General features: G+C 43.2%; 19 protein-coding genes. 4 read left to right on the forward strand and 15 right to left on the reverse strand.

The genetic code is table 11. The features are described 5' to 3' along the window. Positions 1-104 precede the first annotated feature (104 nt). The 3 genes from QMY49_RS17200 to QMY49_RS17210 form a co-directional block, all read right to left on the reverse strand. A complete protein-coding gene (locus tag QMY49_RS17200) occupies positions 105-344 on the reverse strand; it encodes a hypothetical protein (protein WP_049536329.1) in 240 nt (79 codons plus the stop codon). A gap of 154 nt (positions 345-498) precedes the next feature. Next, positions 499-951, reverse strand: a complete 453-nt coding sequence (locus QMY49_RS17205; protein ID WP_230689870.1) for a hypothetical protein — start codon at positions 949-951, stop codon at positions 499-501. 182 nt (positions 952-1,133) lie between these two features. Then, positions 1,134-2,033 carry a LysR family transcriptional regulator gene (locus QMY49_RS17210; RefSeq protein WP_239911186.1) on the reverse strand — a complete coding sequence of 300 codons (900 nt, stop codon included), beginning with the start codon at positions 2,031-2,033 and terminating at the stop codon, positions 1,134-1,136. A gap of 104 nt (positions 2,034-2,137) precedes the next feature. Here QMY49_RS17210 and QMY49_RS17215 point away from each other — a divergent pair, with 104 nt between their 5' ends. After that, complete coding sequence (locus tag QMY49_RS17215) at positions 2,138-3,058, forward strand: DMT family transporter (RefSeq protein ID WP_049536325.1); 921 nt, start codon at positions 2,138-2,140, stop codon at positions 3,056-3,058. A gap of 349 nt (positions 3,059-3,407) precedes the next feature. Here QMY49_RS17215 and QMY49_RS17220 read toward each other — a convergent pair whose 3' ends face one another. From QMY49_RS17220 to QMY49_RS17265, 10 genes are all read right to left on the reverse strand, one after another. Continuing rightward, the gene (locus QMY49_RS17220; protein ID WP_283315680.1) at positions 3,408-5,120 is read right to left on the reverse strand and encodes an SgrR family transcriptional regulator; all 1,713 of its coding nucleotides are present in this window, start codon (positions 5,118-5,120) and stop codon (positions 3,408-3,410) included. 518 nt (positions 5,121-5,638) lie between these two features. Next, on the reverse strand, positions 5,639-6,670 hold the full coding sequence (tdh, locus tag QMY49_RS17225) for an L-threonine 3-dehydrogenase (RefSeq protein ID WP_005448756.1): 1,032 nt from the start codon (positions 6,668-6,670) through the stop codon (positions 5,639-5,641). A 141-nt stretch (positions 6,671-6,811) separates the two neighbouring features. Continuing rightward, positions 6,812-8,005, reverse strand: a complete 1,194-nt coding sequence (locus QMY49_RS17230) for a glycine C-acetyltransferase (protein WP_005448754.1) — start codon at positions 8,003-8,005, stop codon at positions 6,812-6,814. 212 nt (positions 8,006-8,217) lie between these two features. Further along, on the reverse strand, positions 8,218-10,545 hold the full coding sequence (locus tag QMY49_RS17235) for a putative bifunctional diguanylate cyclase/phosphodiesterase (protein WP_009697225.1): 2,328 nt from the start codon (positions 10,543-10,545) through the stop codon (positions 8,218-8,220). After that, positions 10,542-11,474: a transporter substrate-binding domain-containing protein gene (locus QMY49_RS17240; RefSeq protein WP_009697226.1), complete on the reverse strand. Its 933-nt coding sequence runs from the start codon at positions 11,472-11,474 to the stop codon at positions 10,542-10,544. The genes QMY49_RS17235 and QMY49_RS17240 overlap by 4 nt, the downstream gene beginning before the upstream one ends. A gap of 60 nt (positions 11,475-11,534) precedes the next feature. Continuing rightward, a complete protein-coding gene (locus tag QMY49_RS17245; protein ID WP_017817305.1) occupies positions 11,535-12,935 on the reverse strand; it encodes an aminotransferase class V-fold PLP-dependent enzyme in 1,401 nt (466 codons plus the stop codon). 547 nt (positions 12,936-13,482) lie between these two features. Then, entirely contained in the window at positions 13,483-14,856 is a 1,374-nt protein-coding gene (locus QMY49_RS17250; protein ID WP_005448741.1) for a sensor histidine kinase, read from the reverse strand. 40 nt (positions 14,857-14,896) lie between these two features. Continuing rightward, positions 14,897-15,628 carry a response regulator transcription factor gene (locus QMY49_RS17255; RefSeq protein ID WP_005448739.1) on the reverse strand — a complete coding sequence of 244 codons (732 nt, stop codon included), beginning with the start codon at positions 15,626-15,628 and terminating at the stop codon, positions 14,897-14,899. Between the two features lie 146 nt (positions 15,629-15,774). After that, positions 15,775-16,470, reverse strand: coding sequence for a spondin domain-containing protein (locus QMY49_RS17260; protein WP_029790774.1), 696 nt, complete (start codon positions 16,468-16,470; stop codon positions 15,775-15,777). Positions 16,471-16,479: 9 nt separating this feature from the next. Beyond that, entirely contained in the window at positions 16,480-17,163 is a 684-nt protein-coding gene (locus QMY49_RS17265) for a spondin domain-containing protein (RefSeq protein WP_005448735.1), read from the reverse strand. Between the two features lie 287 nt (positions 17,164-17,450). Here QMY49_RS17265 and QMY49_RS17270 point away from each other — a divergent pair, with 287 nt between their 5' ends. The 3 genes from QMY49_RS17270 (at position 17,451) to gloA2 (ending at position 19,326) form a co-directional block, all read left to right on the forward strand. Beyond that, positions 17,451-17,924 carry a hypothetical protein gene (locus tag QMY49_RS17270; protein ID WP_222325346.1) on the forward strand — a complete coding sequence of 158 codons (474 nt, stop codon included), beginning with the start codon at positions 17,451-17,453 and terminating at the stop codon, positions 17,922-17,924. 77 nt (positions 17,925-18,001) lie between these two features. Beyond that, complete coding sequence (locus QMY49_RS17275; protein WP_005448730.1) at positions 18,002-18,931, forward strand: LysR family transcriptional regulator; 930 nt, start codon at positions 18,002-18,004, stop codon at positions 18,929-18,931. Positions 18,932-18,942: 11 nt separating this feature from the next. Continuing rightward, positions 18,943-19,326 carry an SMU1112c/YaeR family gloxylase I-like metalloprotein gene (gene gloA2 / locus QMY49_RS17280; protein ID WP_283315692.1) on the forward strand — a complete coding sequence of 128 codons (384 nt, stop codon included), beginning with the start codon at positions 18,943-18,945 and terminating at the stop codon, positions 19,324-19,326. A gap of 48 nt (positions 19,327-19,374) precedes the next feature. Here gloA2 and QMY49_RS17285 read toward each other — a convergent pair whose 3' ends face one another. Then, complete coding sequence (locus tag QMY49_RS17285) at positions 19,375-20,814, reverse strand: PepSY-associated TM helix domain-containing protein (RefSeq protein WP_283315694.1); 1,440 nt, start codon at positions 20,812-20,814, stop codon at positions 19,375-19,377. Positions 20,815-20,966: 152 nt separating this feature from the next. After that, positions 20,967-21,326: a hypothetical protein gene (locus tag QMY49_RS17290; protein ID WP_074051782.1), complete on the reverse strand. Its 360-nt coding sequence runs from the start codon at positions 21,324-21,326 to the stop codon at positions 20,967-20,969. Between the last annotated feature and the right edge of the window lie 14 nt (positions 21,327-21,340).

Below are 21,340 nucleotides of genomic sequence, written 5' to 3' on the forward strand. Positions count from 1 at the left end.
GCCCCAAGGTTAACTTGAGGCGTTTGTATGAATATAAAACTATTTTCTGCAGAGTTTTACTGCCAACTCCACTAGTAGTCGTTTCTTAGAAAAGAGAGGCGACTTCAAAAAAAATAACAAGAAAGAACATCAACCTCAGAGTCTAATTGATCTGGAGAATAAAACTTGTAGCCTTGAGAGACTAATTCTCGGAATAACATTTCTAAACGCTTATAAGTCATACAATAAGCTTGAAGTTCGTCAACACCAAAAATATTTTCATTCACATCTAAAGTTGGAATTAAGATTGTACATGTGTAATCTTGTTCTCCTAATTTTGGAGAGGAAACATCAACAGATAACAAGACCTCTTCTCCGTTAGGCTTTATAGCTAAGTATCTGGAAGTAAACATAAAAACCATTATATATTGTGCTGCGTTGAAATTTTAGCAACGCAATTTCGAAGTAACGCCACTCCGCCTTATACGACAACACGACGCTTAGTAAAAATGCAAAGAGTCACAAATCACAACCAAACTCATTGTTAGCTTTTCTTTTACCGTATGAGAGATATTTTAGCCATATCAATACAGGTAATGTCATCAAGCCCGTTAGTAAAATATCTGCCACCGAGTGATAACCTTGATAAAGCATCAACAAACAATAAGAAACCATTGAGATGATTGTTATAGACCTTACTTTTTGTCCAATAAAAGAGAGAGTTACCACAAAAACTAACGCCAAAGCAGTGTGGGTACTGTAATCGAGTCCAATCGCCGCATATGCATCAAAGTATTTATCAACAAACATTAATGTATAAATATAAACAGCACCTAATATCGTTGTTGAAGCATCGCCCAAAGCGCTTCTCAACCCTGAACGCTTTCCTTTTATTACAAACCAAAATAGCGTCATAATGCCTAACAGAGGAATATACGAATCAGCGATGGCATCTAACTGTTGGTAAGTCATTTTTATAAACCCTCGAATTCTTGTTCATGTGCGTTCAACTTACTACGCACAACAACGACATATCTATTAAGAATGATTGAGCCAAAGTCTAATCGCCATTGAACATCACAAGTAAAAGCAACACAAGATTACGCCGGAGAATGATTATCATTTACATGATAGTTTAATGCAAGAAAGTTTATCTACGCCAGCGGTGTGCTCTTCTCGCTACCTAACTGCCTAGACAACCTCTCAACTACCGGCGTTGCTTTGTCTTTTCTCCATATAAAGTAGAGAGATAGTTCTAGCTTGAACTCTTTTAAGGAAATAAACTTAACTAATGGAGGTACTCGCTCAATATGTTTACTGTTTACGATAGCAACACCTTGCTTTGCCGCGACTAATGCAAGCATCGAGCTTTCATGATGAGCCCAGTGAAGAACATTTGGACTCAAGCCAATGTCTCGGAATCTCTGCTCTTGCCAATTAAAAAAAGCAGGATATGAGACTTGAGGGAAGCGAATGAAAGGCAGTGAATTTAGTTGCGCAATGGTAACACCCTCACTAAACATCTCCTTCCAAGACGCTGGATAAGCAAGTGTCATAGGATCCGTTCTAAGTTTAATCGCACCATATGAATCGCCTATGTCATCAAATAAATATACAAATGCGCAATCCAAGCTGCCATTTTCAATATGAGTCAAAAGAGCAGTTGTATTATCTGTAATCATTTCCATCGTGATATCAGGATTTAGAGATCTAAACCGATTAAGTTGTTCAGGAACCAAACCTTCCCATAATACAGCTTCGACAGAACCTAACTTAAGATCTCCGACCGCTCCAGACGCAACTCTTTTTACCGTTTGAGTGGCATTTTCTATATCAGAGACGATTTCAGTCATCTGATTCCTAAAATGTTCGCCTGCTATCGTAAGCGTAAGTTTTCGAGAGACACGGTCAAAAAGTTGAACGCCTAACTCCTCTTCTAAATCACTTATTTGCCGTGAAATTGCAGGCTGCGTGACGTTTAGAACACTAGCGGCTTTTGTAACTCCCCCCGAATTCGCTACAGCAAGAAAATATTTGATTTGTCGGAGATCCATACCGTCCCTTTGTTAACTTTTAGGCATCAAACTATAAGAATATATCAATTTTTGTTATCAAGCAGCTCGGTTACTCTTTCAAAAAAGTTAATCGAAGAGAAAAAATGAACACACTTAAAAATAGAAAGCTAGTTAATGGTATTGGATATGGTTTTTTGACAGTTGTCAGTTGGGGTGTGCTGAATGTCACTACACATGATGCTCTTAGTCGCGGCTTCTTACCCAATGACCTAACAATGCTTAGGTATTGTGTAGCCGCTATAATATGCCTTCCTCTTATGGCAATAAGTTTTCGTCACACAATTCATAGATCTCATTGGCTAAGAGCAGCTGTATTTGCGTTACTTGCAGGACCGTTGTACGGCTGGTTAGTCAATAAGGGCATGCAACTTACCCCTTTATCCTACGCGAGTGTTATGGTTCCCACATTCACAATGATAACTACCGTGTTGTTACTATCGACGCAAGGCGAAAAGATCAATAAAGCTCAGGTTATAGGGATATTCGTCATTGTCTGCGGTTTATATCTACTCACTAATCATTCGTTGAATGTAACACCGCATAGTCATTTGGGAGTAGTATCGTTTTTTCTAGCTGGATTAGCATGGTCTCTATTTACAATATTATTAAGAAGATGGAAGGTTGAGCTGGTTTCAACCATTTTTATGATGAACATTGTCTCTGGTTGTATATATTTCCCCTTCTATCTTTACAATGCGCACTCTGACTTATCTAGTCAACCTATGACATTATGGTTGACACAGACCTTTGTACAGAGCGTGCTTGCTTCAATCATAGTAGTATTCACTTTTGCGCGTACCGTCAGGTATCTAGGTGCGACTGTTTCCTCTACACTTCCTGCGCTTATACCTTTGGTATCAATATCAATAGCTAGCTTATGGTTTGGACAACAAATTACTAACAGTGAAAAACTTGCTTTAACTACGATTACTTTCGGTTTTGTTATATGTACATTGAGCAAACACATTCCAAAAACGAAAACTGAGAACGCAAAGTACCAATAAGAGTTAAACCTGACAGTTACCAGGGGTCAACCAATAGTTGGATGCCCCCTTATAAAAGTTGTTAGTCAAAAAGAATCGTCGAAAGGACTCCTGCAAAGAAGCCCATTAAAAATGGAATCATTCGAGAATGGGTAGCTCCGCTTGACTCTACAATAAGCGCTTGCTCAGGGTTGATAAGATCTGTCCTTGCTTTATATCGGTACATAAAATGGTCATGTGGAAACATCTTCAATTCCTTTCTTTAGTGAACGACAATATTGTGTCGAAGTTTAAAAAAGTAAAAACGAAGAGTTATGATTATGAAGTTCCACTTTTATCCAGTTTCTGTACCAATTTAGGACTCGCTCAATTAGTCCTTAATCCAAAGCTTTTTAAATGAAATAAGTCCCATACTGTCGATATCTGTACCTTTTATTGTCTCTGAGAAATTGTAAGCAGTTGAAGTTCGCCATAGTGGAATCGATATCCCTTGCTGAACCATCCAGTCCTCACAACGATGGAGCTCTTCTATCAGGTGATGAAGGTCTGTCGAGTGTTCCAGTAGATTATCTACGAACGATATTATGGCTTTTTGCTGTTCAGGTGATAGGCAATAGTCAAAAGCATCACTGCAAAGAAACCATTTATAGTAATTCAATACATAATCGTCCTGAGCAGCATAAATCCCCAAAGCAATGTCTGCATAGTCACTGTCTTGATAGGAAAGTACTGTTATATCTGCTCCTTTTTTCCGCCAGTACTCTATCAAATCTACATAATGTCCCCTATTGATGTCAGCACACCATACATTAATATTACGCTGTGGCTTTTTCATAGTATGGTGGTACAAGTGAACAACTCTGTCGTGATGGAGCCCAGAAATACAATTCGCAACGGGCACTTTGTTAGTAGAAATATTCTCACAGAAGTCTCTAGCATGATTAATAAGCCAAGCTTTTTCATCCATGGAAAGTAAGTCTTCTTTATAGATAAACTCCATCACTTCACACCCCATAGAAAGCGTTTTATTGATCGACGCTGAAGGAACAGTAGTTGAATATCCGTGGTGAGTGATATGAGCTTGTATATCTGTTGACGTCGAATCGATTGTCCAACACTCAATTTTGTCTATTAATGCGTTAACAGAAAAGTAACGGGGGTTTTTCGTCAAGCACCAATGAGTATAAGTAGGCTTATCGATAGAGCTAGAGACTGACGAATGTACTTCGAGTTGGAAAACGCCGGTTCCAGTAGGGATATCGCTGCCATCCTTTTCTAAGTATATCGCTGCGTGAGTATCCGCTAACACCCTCAGGATCATAGGGTCTGCAAATGCCATTTCTAGAACAACCCAACGACCATTAGCTCTGACTGACTTTACATGACGATATAAGATTTGCTTCGAATGTGGATAAGACATTAAATATTCAAGGCATTGAGTAACGTGAGTAGGCAGCAACGCCTCACCACTATGAAAGTACACATCATCACGCAACCTTAACCACAGTTCGGTTCCCCGAAACTCAAAGTGATGCGCTAAACTTGGTTTAACCAAATCAGAGTCTTTGTCGTAACTAAGTAACGTATCAAATAACCCATTTATGTACGGTCTAGATATTGGACGAATTGCTTTTAGAGGGTGCAATTCAGGCAAGCAATAAGGTACCAACATTGCAAGATGATTATGAATTTTGAGGACCTCCTGAGCTTTGTCTAGCCATTCAGGAAGATTGTTTCGAAAAGTATCATAATAGCCGAACTGCTCTGCATATCTCGCAGCTTCACTTAATTGACCTTTGGAGCAATATGATTCTAAAACTCCTAATAATGCACTTTCAAAGCTTACATTGATAACCAGTATAGACTTATGCCCTCTACCTTTCCCTGGTTTCCAGGAAAGCCAACCTATCGATGTAAGCGTCTTTATCAGCTTTGTCACGTTGCGGTCAGAGCATGATAACTGCTCAGCTAAAGTACGTATATCAGTTGCGCAGAACTCCTTGACTGGATACTGAGTACAAAGTTGTTTAAGGCGCTGTAAATGAATTTGATTGATAAAAGGTGAACTCGATTTCTCTAACATGTCATAGTTACTTCTTGAAATTTGAATGATAGTGATGCCCACATCACCCAACTCAATCGCTTTATTTAGATTACGTGTTGATGTTTTTAGTGAAGCGCGAGTTTAGTACGACTGTCAACAAGAATAGATTATTTGTGTTTATTGGTTACAGTTGGAGAGCATGTCTTTTGACCACCATGCTAGCAGGTGATGTATTGAAACTTAGTGGAATCTTTATCCACTCAGAGATACCTACCTTAAGTTAGAGAAACACGCATACAAACACCAATTCAGTTTCTCAGTTGGGTAGGCAGGACATTTAGATAAAATGATAATTGCGAGGAGCTCAGGAAAGGCTCAAAGAGGTAAGTCAGAAAAAGTATGGAAGGTGTTAAAAAGAGTTCATGAAGTGATAAATATTACTCTCTTACAAAAAACTCCGAAAAACACTGTAGTTTTTCGGAGTTTTTAACGGGTACCAGAGTGGCGGAAGTAAAATTCTCCTAAGAGAATCTAGGGACTATTTTACCAGCTTTGCTCTATTCCCAATCAAGAATAACCTTGCCTGACATACCGCTACGCATTACGTCGAAGCCTTCTTGGAAATCATCAATCTTGTAGTGGTGCGTGATGATTGGTGATAGATCCAAACCAGATTGGATTAATGAAGCCATCTTGTACCATGTTTCGAACATTTCACGACCGTAAATACCTTTGATCACCAAACCTTTGAAGATAACTTGGTTCCAATCGATACCCATGTCTGATGGTGGAATACCTAGAAGTGCAATGCGACCACCGTGGTTCATCGTCGTTAGCATGGAGTTAAATGCTGATGGGTTACCAGACATTTCTAGACCTACGTCGAAGCCTTCTGTCATGCCTAGCTCGGACATTACGTCTTCTAGCTTCTCTTCAGCCACGTTTACTGCGCGAGTTACGCCCATCTTACGAGCAAGCTCTAGGCGGTATTCGTTTACGTCTGTGATAACAACATGGCGAGCACCAACGTGTTTCGCTACCGCAGCTGCCATGATGCCGATTGGACCAGCACCTGTGATCAGCACGTCTTCACCGACGAGGTCAAAAGAAAGCGCGGTATGTACAGCATTACCAAACGGGTCAAAGATTGATGCTAGATCGTCAGAGATGCCTTCTGGGATTTTGAACGCGTTAAACGCTGGGATCACTAAATATTCTGCGAATGCGCCTTCACGGTTTACACCAACACCGATCGTGTTGCGACACAGGTGAGTACGACCACCGCGACAGTTACGACAATGACCACAGGTGATATGACCTTCACCAGAAACGCGGTCGCCGATTTCAAAGCCACGAACTTCCTGACCAATCGCAACCACTTCACCCACGTACTCGTGACCTACAACCATAGGAACTGGAATTGTCTTTTGCGACCATTCGTCCCAGTTGTAAATGTGTACGTCAGTGCCACAGATAGCGGTTTTCTTAATTTTGATCAGAATGTCGTTGTGGCCAACTTCCGGTTTTTCAACCTCAGTCATCCAGATGCCTTCTTCAGGCTTTAGCTTTGATAGTGCTTTGATTTTCATAATATTCACCCAATATTGCCCCGCTCTATGCGTGGCAAAAAATTCTTTCATCTACCGTCATTAAAGAAGAGGTAAAGGCTTTACCCATGAGCCGACTCAAAAGAGTTGGGAAAGCCTTTGTAACCTTTTAGTCTCTCAGACTTAGATGATGCCCATATCTTTACCAACTTGGATAAACGCATCGATTGCTCGGTCTAGCTGCTCACGAGAGTGTGCTGCAGACATTTGAGTACGGATACGCGCTTGACCTTTTGGTACTACAGGGAATGAGAAGCCAATTACATAGATGCCTTTCTCTAGTGCGCGCTCAGCAAATTCTGCTGCTACTTTTGCGTCACCTAACATAATTGGAATGATCGCGTGGTCAGCACCACCCATAGTGAAGCCTGCGTCTTCCATACGAGCACGGAAGTGTGCTGCGTTTTCCCATAGACGCTCACGTAGGTCACCGCTCTCTTCTAGTAGATCCAGAACGCGGATAGAAGCGTTTACGATTGCTGGTGCAACAGAGTTAGAGAATAGGTATGGGCGAGAGCGCTGACGTAACCAGTCAATCACTTCAGCTTTACCAGATGTGTAACCGCCTGAAGCGCCGCCCATTGCTTTACCTAGCGTACCGGTGATGATATCGATACGGTCCACTACGTTATGGTGTTCGTGCGTACCTGCACCTGTTTTACCCATAAAGCCAACAGCGTGAGAATCATCAACCATAGTTAATGCGCCGTACTTATCTGCTAGGTCACAGATAGCTGGAAGGTTAGCCACTACGCCGTCCATTGAGAACACACCGTCCGTTACGATAAGAATGTGGCGAGCACCCGCTTCTTTTGCAGCGATCAATTGTTGCTCTAGTTCTTCCATGTTGTTGTTTGAGTAGCGGAAACGCATCGCTTTACATAGACGAACACCGTCAATGATTGACGCGTGGTTTAGAGCGTCAGAGATGATCGCATCTTCTTTACCCAGGATAGTTTCAAATAGACCCGCGTTTGCATCGAAACATGATGTGTAAAGAATCGTGTCTTCTTTACCTAGGAACTTAGAAAGCTTCTGCTCAAGCTCTTTGTGGATGTCTTGAGTACCACAGATGAAACGTACTGAAGCCATACCAAAACCGTGCTCGTCCATGCCTGCTTTGCCCGCTTCGATAAGCGCTGGGTGGTTAGCAAGACCAAGGTAGTTGTTTGCACAGAAGTTTAGTACTTCTTCACCAGTAGAGATTTTAACAGCCGCTTGCTGTTGAGACGTAATGATACGCTCTGCTTTGTAAAGACCTTCCGCCTTCACTTCTTCAATTTGCTGTTCAATCTGTTGGTAAAATGCAGAAGACATTCGCAATTCCTTCCTGTTTATTTTGTCGAGTTTTCACTCGATTAGAATTAGGTTGAGCCTTTATGTGACGGGGGTCACAGGCAATTACTTCTCAATTAAGTGTAGTGTAATTCAAGGAAGGAAAAACGATTATCCCTCAAGGTGGAAAAGCATTAATGAATTCTAGGCACGAATCCAACTAATGCTTTTCTATGAGGTTGTATTGAAAGGAGTTATAGCCAAGTTGGCGTTGTTAAAAGCGCTTCAAACTCCTTCGCTGGCAATGGTCGGCTATAGTGGAAACCTTGTCCGAACTCACAGTTTAGGTTTTTCAAGTAATCAACGTGACGCTGCTCTTCAATGCCTTCTGCGACGATCTTAAGGTTAAGCGCTTTCGCCATTGCAATAATAACGTTCACAAGCTCACGATCCGATTCATTCTCAAACATGTTCTGTAAGAAACTACGATCAATTTTGAGTCGGTCAAATGGGAACTTCTGCAAGTAACTCAATGCTGAGTAACCGGTACCAAAGTCATCAATCGTTAGCTTCGCCCCCATCGCACGTAAGTTATCTAACATGCCCATCAGTTCATTGCTGTGGTTGAATAAAAGACTTTCAGTAACTTCAACATCAAACAATTCTGGCGGCAGCCCCGACTCCTCAAGGTGAAGCTTGATTTGCTCAAAGAGGCGATCACAGTATCTAAACTGCACACTAGAAAAATTTACTGATACAAACAAAGGTGAATCTTTCTGCCACTTCGCTGCTTGGTGACATGCTTGACGAATAGCGAAATCACCAAGTTGATGAATCAAGCCGTTCTTTTCTGCAATCGAAATAAACTCTTCTGGGTTCACAAACCCAAACTTGTCGTCATTCCAACGCATTAGAGCTTCAGCGCCGACAATCGCTCCGCTTTCTAAATCAATAATAGGTTGGTAGTAAAGCTCTAATAAGTCTTGCGAAATGGCGTTACGCAAGCGAGTTTCCAACTCTAAGAAGCGCTGCAAATCTTGGTTCATGTTGTGATCGTAAAAACAGAAAGCGTTACGTCCATCCTGCTTAACTCGATACATGGCCATATCCGCGCACGCCAACAACTGCTCGGCGTTATCACCATCTTCCGGGAAAACTGACATTCCGACACTCGCCGAGAGGAAAAACTCGTGGTTTTGCCATACAAACGGCTCGTTAAACACAGATAGAACCGTTGTCGCAAATCGTTTTGCGCTGTCCGCATTGTGCAAGTCTGGAATCACTAACAAAAACTCATCACCGCCAATCCGAGCCAATAAGTCTGTTTTTCGAACTGCGTTGTGCAATCTTTCCGCTGCGAGTTTTAATACTTCATCACCAACGAAATGTCCCATGGAATCATTAATCTGCTTGAAATGATCAAGGTCGATGAACATCACCAACACATTCGAACCGATGCGTTCTGCACGTGAAAGCTCTAAGTCGAGACGCTCGGAGCCATAAACTCGGTTTGGTAATCCGGTCAAGGAGTCATGTTTCGCTTGATAAGCTAACTCCATCTCTGACGATTTACGGCGCTCGATTTCACTGGTCAGGCGCTGGTTCTGTTGAGAAAGAAAGTCTTTACGCTTTTTCTCCTCTTCCAATTTTATTTTCAGCTCTACACGAGTGTTGTTTAGCGTGAATGCATAAAGCAACCCAACCACAATCATGATGGCAAGTACACTTAAACCATTAATGAACATGCGTGAAGTATAAATATCTCGCTCACTGAGTGATTCAAACCACGCCATCAACTTAAAGTGATGATGTTCAATGGGTACTTCAAAATAGATTTTTTGCTTTAGCTCTTTGGCAAGGGCTTCTGGATCCGTGATGTTTTCTTGTTCCAGCTTACGACTAATAGAATCCCAAACTTCCATTTCCACATCGTTGATCTTTAACACCATCCGGCTATAGCTGCCTTCATGTTCTTGATTCGTCAGTTGGGAAATCACCACTTCTTTGTTGATGTCAGCAATCAAAAAGCCAACAGGCTTGCCAGAAAACATCACTTGCTTAACGACTTGAATGAGGACCTTACCATCATTTTGTATTGCTCTGACTTCCTCAGGATGAGCGTGGTCGTTAAGCAATCGAGACGTATCGATGCGATGATCTGTTTTAACGCCCGTAGTGACGATGGTTGAACCATCAAGACCAACTAACGTCAGCTTGGTGTAGATGATCTGGTTGTTGACGGTTTTCGCGTCGGCTTTCTCTTGCAGCTTACGCTTCAAGTTGATCAAACTAGCGCCTAAGCCATATTCCATCGACATGCCTGAAGCAAGATTCGCAAAGAAGGTCTGCACCGTTTTATCAGTTGATAAGTGGTCGACATCTTCGCTGGCTATCGTGAATAAATTATCGAGAGTACCCGCGTAGCTTTTTACCTTTAGGTCAAGTTCACGATGCTGAGAATCTTTTAATTTGTTTTGACCTAAACTCGTCACAGTAATAATCATCGCTAAATAGAGCGACACCAAAATAGCACTGACGGTGATGATCTTCTGGCTTGATATCTTTTTTACAGACTTTCTCATATATCGTTCTTACTATCTTCTAAGAAGTAGTCATTATAAAAATAGTAAATTGACGGGTAGTATTTCTCGACCAACTTCTGGTACGTCCCATCTTTTTTAATTGACTTCAAATATTGATTAAATGCGGCTTTTAATTCAGGGGAGTCCTTACGGAAGGCAACCGCCATTTTTTGATTTTCGGACACAGGACCAATTACTTTGATTTCTCCTGGCCACTTTTCCAATGCAATCAGTGTATCTGCTACATCAAGCAGTGTACTTTCTGCATCATTCTTCATTATCGCTGGCACCATCTCATTCAATCGACGCTGCCCATCAGGCAAAATAACTTTTGCTCCCGTGTCATACAGATTGTAAAGGTTCGGGTCTAGACACGAGTGCTCCATCGCCAGAACTTCACGACCTTTGATAAGCGATTTCACCATCGAGATATCGTTCTCAATGGAACCTGTCGGTTTGATTGGAGTAAGGGTGGAATCTGTGCGTGCGACTAACCAAACCGCAGATGGGAAGTAATCATCAGAAAAATCGACGACATGAGTTCGCCAATCAAGAATAGTGACTCCGTTAGCAATCAGATCGCCTTCAATAGGCATCGTTTTGCCAACCTGAAGCTGAGCGTCTTTGTACTCAACTTGTTGACCTGTCAGTTTGCCTACCACATTGTTCCATTGCGCTGGTACGTATTCATATCGGACGCCAAGAGACTGAGCAAACCCTTTAATAATATCCACATCCAGCCCTGTCAAAGTCTGCACTTCACCTTGGTCGATGTAAGAAACAAAGTTCGCGTATGGCACACCGATATGACGCAAAACGCCGCTGTCTTTGATGTCTTGTAAATCACCAGCAAACACTGAAGCAGAGAGTAGTGACGTCATACCAACAGCCATTGCCGTCATGGTTCGTTTGATTAATTTCACTGACATGGTGAATATCCCTCTCTTTAACAAAGCGCCCAAACATGGGCGCTTTGACGATAAACAACATTAGAACGAGTAATAAAGATCCGCAATGGCTTCAACCAGACCTTCTACATCTCTCTCATCATGGAATAAATGAGTCGAAATGCGCAACGCATGTGTTTCGTACGAATCATCCTTGTACAACTTGAAGCTTGTTGTACGGATGATGTAACCATAATCTTCACGAAGACGATCACGGAACTGCGTTAGTCGTTCTTCATCTGTTACATCAAAAAACGGGTTAAACGTAGTCAGACCGCTAGTTAAGCCCTCAACGTTTGGCGAGTACATTTGCGCTTCAGGTAACGCTTCGCTAAGCAGCACCTTACATAACTCACTTAACTCCAAGATGCGTTCTTGAATTCGGTCGCGACCAATTTCATCCCACATCTTACAGCTGTCAGCAAGTGCTTGTTTTGCTGGGTAGTTGTCATTACCAATGTACTGCATTTGTAACTGCTTACCTAGGTAATCTGCATGAGATAAAGAAGAGTTAATCAACCACAATGGGTTTTCACGATCGCTCCAGTACTCATTTAAGCGTTTACCGTTGTCACGTACATATAAGATACCCGTAGCGCCCGGACCACACTGCCATTTATGACCAGAACCTGCATAGAAATCACAGTCCATGTCATGGAAATCAAGATCGAACATACCCACAGTGTGCGCACCGTCAACTAAGGTCGGGATTCGATGTTGCTTAGCCAAAGAACAAATGGCTTTCGCTGGAAGTGTTGTGCCAGTTTTGTAGGTGATATGAGAGAACACGATTAACCGAACATTTTGATGTGTTTGAATCGCATCGCTGAACGCTTGAATATAGTCTTCTTCTGTCACATCTTCTGTACCAGTGAAGACAGGAAGTTGAATCTCTACGACATCCACACCAAATCGATGCTTGGCAACGTTCATAGGGGACGTCGCCGCAACGTGTTCGTGATGAGTGGTTAAGATCACATCGCCCGGCTCGAAGTGAAGACCGTTGATGATAGAGCATAGACCATCAGTAGTGTTACGACTCAAGATGATTTCATCCGCATTTGCACCAAAGCCCGGTGCAACTTGCGTCACCATTTCAGACACATAAGGCCATGAACCAAATTTATTCTTCATGTCCCACGGGTATTTCGCAACCAGTTTGTTGTTGTCCTCATACCCTTCAAGAACATGTCTTGGCATTGAGCCCGTAGTACCGATGTTCATATAAGTCGTTCGCTTATCCAAAACGAACTGCTTTCGAACTTTACGCCAGAGGCGTCTTTCATTTCTTTTACCTAGTCTGCTCCAATCGATATTCTGTTCCTTTGCTTGAACAGCACCAGAAAACGCCGAAGCACTGACGCCAGCCACAACTGCACCAGTTGCACCTTTTAAAAAATTGCGGCGGCTGCGATTAGTCTTAATAGATTCCTTGTCGCTCATCTTTTCGATCCTTGTCGGAAGTTTAGCCATATTATTAATTATGAATCCGTAACTAACTGTTACTTAAACATTATTACCAAATAGATTCCCTGTTTAGATTTTTCGGCGGCAATTAAGTGACTTTAGTTCCATTTTTTCATTTCATTTGATGATATAAGCAACAGTTCTTTACGATAAAAATAAACAACTAAACGCATATTACAATATTCACTAAAACACCTAACTCTAATATAAATAGAAATTAATTTTATAATGTAAAAATCATAAAAAAGCGTGAGTTGTAATATTTACGAAACAAATTAGATAGCAAGGTTAATATTAAGCTCTAGCACGTTAAATATGTAACAGAATAAATTTAATTCATCAGCGCTATCATTCGTTTGTTGAAATAACAATCATGACGAATTATTAAGCGAAAAATTCTATTTAAACAGTAGATTTGTTCGATGAACAGAAAGGGAAAGTAAGCAAGAGGAAGGTGGCGGTAGCTATACCCAAGTAATCTCGAGACACTTCATTCAGCGAGAATGGCTTGGGTATAGATAGATTAAACGGCTCGTAATGTGAACTTTTGTTGATATTGAGATGGTGTGCTGCTGGTCTCTAGATAACTGTGATGCAACATGAGTATCGACTGTACAATCTTGGTCCCAATACCTAGCGAGCCTCCCTGTGCTTCTTCTTCAATATGGTTAATAAAGGCAAAATGAATTCTTGATTTATCATCACTCAAATGAGCATGACAATGTACTTCAGAACGCATTGGACTGTGGCGCAGCGCATTTTCAAGCAAGTTAAGCACCAACCGCTCTAAAAGACCTTTATCACCCACGGTTTGAATTTCGTTATCGACGTCTATTTTTAGCAGCACTTCTTTTCGAGCAAACTGACTTTGCATCGTCTCGGCGCATTCTGCCATCAAGGCTCCAAGATCCACTGGTCGATACTCGTAATTCGGCATGGGCGCTTCTTTTCGAGCTACGTCCAACAAAGAGTGCAATTGCGTAGACAGCTTCTCACAGTTTCTGAAAGCGACGTCAATCAAAGGGTCGGATTCCGGATGCTGCAAACGCCACGTTTCCAAATAGCCAAGAACGCTCGATAACGGTGTTTTTAAATCATGACTAAGCTGCAATAAGCTTTGACGACGATGAGACGATTGATACTCCAACTGCAAAAACTGTTGCTGGATATGCTTCGCCATCATCTGATAGGAATTTGCTATCGGTACTAATTCCGGAACTTGGCGCGTAAAATCGGGTTGCAGGCGGAAATCATGTTCTGCTTGTTGTTGAAGCTGATTGGTCACACGTTCAATCGGGTTCAATAAACTGCGTTTCACTAACACATAAGCACCTAATGCAAAGCCTAAAATAGACACTAAAACTAACCCAGCGAGCGCGATATAAGGTGTGTCTACTTGGGCGTTGGCAATCGCATCATGTCTGGTACTGCCAATGACTACATAGAGATAACCCACGGTTGAGCCGAGTTCCTCAATCGCTGCTACGGAAAACACTTTGTGCTCGCCACGATTACGAGGATCTTCGCCTAAGATGGGGAATGGCTCGTCATTCAAGAATCGTTTAATTGGGTTAAGATCTACCTTACCCATGATCTCTGCACCTTCTGGTGCTGCATGGGTAGTGATGTTGCCTTGGCTATCAAGAAAGTAAATTTCGAAATCCGGACCAATCAACATAAGGGTATGAAAAATGGATTTGAGCGCTTTCGGGTTGTAATCCGTACCTATCATCAACGGATTATCATCACGCATGTGGCTTGCCAGCTCTTTGTGCAGACTCTGTTTAGTGCGTAATTCAATGGTCTCTTTTTGCCAATTGTACGTTAATGCAATAACGGCTGCTGCTAAACAAAACCATAGGCTCGTGAACACCACTAAGCGAGATTTGAAGCTCATCCTAGCGCCTCCTTAATCAGTCATTACTTGGGTGGTAAAGCTACTGTCGTGGTTGAAACTTGTACCCCACGCCCCATACCGTCTGGATAAAATGATGATCAGAGTCAGACAAAGACAACTTGCTACGTAGGCGATTGATGGTGCTACACACCGTATGATGATAACCGGAATGGCTGGTATTCCACACATGGTCGAGTAATTCATCTTTACTGTAGACTCTACCTGGGCGTGTCGCGAGGAATTGCAGCAAGGTAAACTCTGTCGCGGTAAGAGTGACATCCTTGTCATTTAGGGATACCTGATGCAATTCTGGAATAATTCTTAATGGACCAAAATCCATGCTATCTTCAAGTTCACTTCTTTCAACTTGTACTTCAACGGTTTGACTTACCCGTCGCAATACATTGCGTACTCGAGCTTGAAATTCTAATACGCTAAACGGCTTGGTAATGTAGTCATCCACACCCGCCTCCAAACCATCCACTTTATCCATCTCACCATCTCTGGCAGTCAGCATGAGCACAGGGCTCCAATCTTGTTGCTGACGTAAATAATGGCAGATATCTAAGCCGTCACCATCTGGCAAGCCTCGGTCAAGAATGAGTAAATCAAAAGGTTGTTGTTGGTATTGCGCTTTGGCTTCGGCGACATTCGTTACCCGCAACACTTGGTGTCCTTGAAACTTGAGATGCATTTGAACCAGTTCTGCCAAATCATCATCGTCTTCTACCAGCAAAATGTTCGCGACTAAATTGATTGCCTGCTGTTCCATGGTCCTTTCCCTGCGTCTGAGAATCCTCACTTTGCACATGACCGGAACAAATCGGAATTTCTTTCAAAAAAGGTTCCGATGACGCCATGAGGGTTAAAGCGCTCGGCTACAAGCGCTTTGGAAAGGAGACGCCATCGGAGCCTGTATTACTCGACTCGGGTGATAGTGAGTTTCGCACCAGGATTCAGGAAGCGATGGTTCGCAGAAAGCGCAGAATTGGCTAAACCATCATCTTTACTTACCACTCCCGCGTGAAACGCCACTACGTCATTTGTGTCGTTACGAGTAGCATTAAAGCCTTCACCACCGCCTGCAGGTCCCGGAATGGTGGCTGCAAGTTCATCGTTCAATTCCGTGCCGGAATCCCAAACGTTCATGCTCATTTCGTAGCTTTCTCCCACCGCCAATGATTTAAGCGATAGACCCGTTTCCCCAACAAACGCATCATTGGTGTTCACAAACATGGAAGCGACTGAAACGTAGCCCGCTTTGTGTGGGTCAACTGTAAAGGTTACGGAATCACTTGAACCAGGAAGCACTAAACCATTACCTGACAACGTTTGGTAGACATAGTCATTGGAATCCTTTAGCGCTAACAGCTCGGCATTGCTGCCCCCTTCTGCAAGATGCTCAAGCTCAACAGAAGCGCTTTTGCCAATTTCAAACAGTTTGTATTTGTCGTTGTGAGCCAAAATCGCAAGTGGCGACATCGGTTGATTCGCGGTCAAGTTTGCAACGTTAATCGTGTAACGGTATGACTTCACCACATCGTTATCATCATCGCTTGGACAACCGGCGAGTAAGCCGACTGAAGCTGCTACGAGTAAGATTCTGTATTTCATACATCCCCCTTACTTCACAACAATTGTGATGGTTGCAACTGGGTTCAGCCAACGATGGCTGCTGCTGTCTAGGTCACTGATGCCGCCAGTTGGATCGCTATCACCAAGGTTACCCGGATGCACGTGAACTTTGTCATTAGTCACTGCCGCTTCAACACCGGTGCCGCCTGTACCAAAGGTAATGAAAGGTGGATTTGGCATGCTACCTTTAAGTTCATCATTGGCTTCTGTGCCTGCATCATAACTTCTTAGCGTTGCTCGGTATGTGCCAGCTTCCGTTGGGATTTTCCAGCTATCTAGCCCCACGAAACCATCATTGGTTGGCAGAAGCATCGCACTAAGAGACAAGTATCCATGATCACCACTGTTCATGGTAAAGGTAGTCGCGACACCCGGATTCAAAATACCACCAGCCGGGTTCTCAACCACAACACCACCAGCATTACCAATGACACTAGCAAGACCCGAGATGTCACCACCTTCCGCCATTGCTTCTAACTCTGGAGTTGCGGCTTCACCGGTTCTGAACATCTTAAGATCAGAGCCATGCGCTGCGACAATCAGTGGCGTAAAGTAAATGCCTTTTGTCGCGTTAGTCACGGTGATTTCCAGTTCTGCTGCATTCACTGATGCAGAGCCTAGTGCCATAGCGACTGAAGTCATGACGAGTCCGAGTTGGGTACGTTTTTTCATTGTGATTCCATCCTTTAATGAGGGTTGAACTACTCAAGTCCATGTTTACGGCTTTACTTCTTTGTTTGTAACTTGAGTAGGTTAAGCATTACGTTTCGAACGTTTTGCGTTCTTGCCTCTAAGAATGACGAACAAATCTATCAGCAACTTCATCGAATTCTCATAAAACTCTCACAAGTTCTGTTCGATTTTTTCAGCAGCGATTTTTTACTCTTATTCAGCTATTTACACTTCGTGTACTCCCCTCCTACAATGCGGTATTCCCTGTTTAAATCACGATTCTCAGCATGATTCATAACGTACTGGCTGCTTACTATGGCGAAATCTACGGCATCGCTTTTTTCAATCACTACTTGAACCATTACGCCCATGGTGAACAACAAACGCTGTGGCAAACCTTGATTGAAATAGAAGAGCTCACCGCAGAAAAGCTCAAGCCTGTATTATTGGCAAATGGCATGGATATCGAAAACCGACACCAAGAGATGCTTGATAAAGGCTTGGCAGACGCAACCAAGTGGATAGAGTTGCCATGGCTGGAGTTGGTGACAACTCTTCTGAAGTGGGTAGAACCTTATGAGGTCAAGTATCGAGAGTGGCATGAAGAAGTGAAAGCTTCACAGCAGTATTCAATCGCTGAGCGAGAAGCTATCGAGTTGATTGCGGACCATGAAACGGCGATTTATCACTGTTGGCAGCACTACCATATCGGTGAATCTGGCTTGCCTGCCCTGAATGTCTTTTTAGCAAAATATCGCTAAAGCGAGAAGGTGACACTTGAACCGAACAAAACCGTACCAGACAATACCGTTATTCCGCTGCGCAGAACTGAACAAATATGGTTAACCCAAAACTCATTGCCCTACTCCCTGATCTTGCTTCGTTTATCTTAGTGGTAAACGAGGGCAGTTTTACCGCTGCAGCCAAACAACTTGGCGTGACGCCATCAGCTTTAAGTAAGTTGATCACACGGTTAGAACAAGCCCTCTCAGTGAAACTGTTCGAGCGAACGACTCGCAAGTTGATCATCACTCAAGCCGGGCAAAAGGTTTACGACCAAAGCATCGCCATGGTGAATGCGGCGCAGCAAGCGGTTGAATTATCGGCGGAAGATCATGCCGAGCCCACGGGTGCACTCACAGTGGCTGCACCCGAAGCGTTTCTTAACTCGGTGCTTCAACCATTTGTGTTGCCATTCCTAGATCGCTACCCAAACATTCAGCTCAAGCTACGTGCTGCTGATGGTGAGATTGATCTTTTTCGCCAAGGTATCGACGTAGCATTTAAGCTCACCGACAAACCCGATGAGAATCTGGTACTCAAAGAGATCAGCAAGACCAATCTTGTTTTGTGTGCCTCTCCAGATTACCTTGCCAAACACGGTATGCCAGAGCATCCGACTGAACTTGAGCAGCACGATTGTATTTATCTTGCTGAGAACGACAAAGACAACATCTGGTCTTTCTTTAAAGAAGAAGCTTTCCACTCTATTGCCGTGAGTGGACGCTACGCCGTTAACCACTCTCAAATGCGCTTGAACGGGGTTAAGTCTGGCTTGGGAATTGGAATCTTCCACGACTTCGTGATTAAAGACGCGTTAGAACGAGGAGAAGTGGTAGAGGTTCTGTCTGATTGGATGATCAAAAGTAACTACCACGGCGCTATCGCGATGCAGTATGCACAAACCAAATACATGCCTGCTCGCCTGCGCGTGTTTATTGACTTCGTTAAGGAGCACTTAGTCTCCGGAGAGGCTAACCATGTTTGAAGAGACTAACCATGTTTAATGCCATTCACCACGTCGCCATCATTTGCAGCGATTACCCAACATCAAAACACTTTTACACCCAAGTCTTGGGGCTAAAAGTCATTGCCGAAAATTATCGTGAAGCTAGAGACTCTTACAAGCTCGACCTTGCTCTGCCTGATGGAAGCCAAGTTGAGCTGTTTAGCTTTCCGGGCGCACCGAATAGACCAAGCTTTCCCGAAGCACAAGGGTTGAGACATCTCGCGTTTTTGGTTGATGATGTTGAGCAAGTAAAAGTCTACCTCGAATCGAATGACACTGAAGTCGAGCCGATTCGCATTGACGAGTTCACAGGCAAAGCATTTACCTTCTTCCAAGATCCAGATGGCTTGCCGCTGGAGATTTATCAGAAATAAAAAGAGCCAGCAATTCGCTGGCTCTTTTACTATTTTACTCGTCTCTTGCTAGTTCAACGCCGTTTTCAGCTTCTCGACGCGGTTGAACAACAGCCAATCCAGTGCGAGAACGGTAACAATTGCCAAACCGCCCATCGGAAACGCCAAACACAATACTACCAACGTTACTAAACCAAGCTTCCAAATGCCGTCTTGTTGAAATTTAGGTGGCGCCCCTAATGCAGCACTGCGACTTGGTCGACGAATCCACCACATCACAACCCCTGTGATTGAGATTAAAATGAACGCCAGACAGAACACCACGTTGAGCACTTTGTTCAATACACTCACATCACCTTGGTGCAATGACACGCCTGCCGCCATGAACTTGGCAAACAAACTGTAATCTTGCCATGTGACGTCCACCAACAAGCGACCGGAATATTGGTCAAAGTGACTGGTGCGATCTTGTCTTGGATCGGAAATATCACCGCCCATTGAGTTAGCAGCCACGGTGTAAACACCTGTCTCAGAGCGTGGCAAAAATAGCTTATAGCCAGTAAAACCCATCATTTCTGCCTTGTGGACGATATCATCAATAGATAGTGCATCATGACTGCCTGCATAAGCCGATTCTTCCTTCATGTTGGCGTGATCATGAGCTGGTTTATCTTTCGACTGTGGCACAGCAGCAAGCTCTAAGTTCCATGGCATCTCTTCTGATGCACCATGATTCAGGTCTTTGTGTGTCAGTGTCGACTCAGGTTTCTCACCCCATGTGTAATAGGTTGGGAAGGTATTCCAAGCTTGCACCATTTTCGCGCCCCATATCCCAGCCCAAGACAGACCTGAAATCAAAAAGAACAACAGAACAATTGATAGCACACCGCCTAAATTCGCATGCAGATCTCGCATCAAAATACGAGTTCCACTGCCAAAACGAATTTTCAAAAAGCCAGCACGGCTTGCGTTGTCTCTTGGTAACCACAGGTACAAACCAGACACCAACAGTAAAATGCCTAAACTGGTGGCGATTTCTATTAACCGATCACCCAGGTCACCAATAAGCAAAGTGCCATGGATGTTATTCATCAGTTCATAGATGCTATCACCACGGTTAATCGTCCCTTGTACTTCTCCGGAGTATGGGTTCACAGCAACAATCAATGAGCTGCCTTCTTGATTTTGAATCGAGAATCGGTTGGCGATATCAGATGTTTTTGCAGGCACAAATTGGGTGATATTAAAATCGGGATACGCCTGCTTTACCGCGTCTAACTGTCTAGAGACAGGAACGGTTTGCTCTTGCGGTATAACGTGCAACGTTGCCTCATATCGAGCCAGTTCGATTTCATCATCAAACAGCATCACTAACCCCGTAAGGGAGAGCATCAACATAAATGGAATAACGAATAAACCTGCGTAGAAGTGCCATCGCCACGTCATAAAATAGATGGACTTTTCGCGTGAAGCTTCCTTGAGTTGAGGCTTTGCCGAGTTTCTCAACATGTGTATTTTCCTTTTTTCATTGTGAACACCCAAATTCAGTCAAACGCATCCTGAACATACTCATCGGTATGTGACGTCATTTGACTTAGATTCGGGAGTACCACTGCTCGAATGGCAGTGTTGTTGGCTTTATTTACTTGTAATTGTTTTTGTTATGAGAAAAAGGAAATTGGGGGAGCACGAGGAACTGGCGTTTCAAATCGCACACTTAGAGCCAAATAAGTGTAGCTGTCAGAAACGACCAAGCTCAATCTTGAGAGTATCGGTGTCGTTGGAAGTGTATCGTGATGAAAAGTCGAGAAGTGGCTGAACGGACAAGGCTTACCTTTGTGGCTGACGGAGTTGTCACCCTCTTCTATCTGCACTAACTCAAAACCGTTCAGTGTACATAGCGTCGCCCACACCCCCATGCTGTTACCATGAGCATTGATAACAGGCATCAGTGTTACTAGTACCCAACTTAGAGCACTAGCAAATAACATGGAGCGGTAAAAAGGAATTAATCTACGCATAACGGTGACTTAAC

The organism is Vibrio harveyi, assembly GCF_030060435.1.
Classification (GTDB): domain Bacteria; phylum Pseudomonadota; class Gammaproteobacteria; order Enterobacterales; family Vibrionaceae; genus Vibrio; species Vibrio harveyi.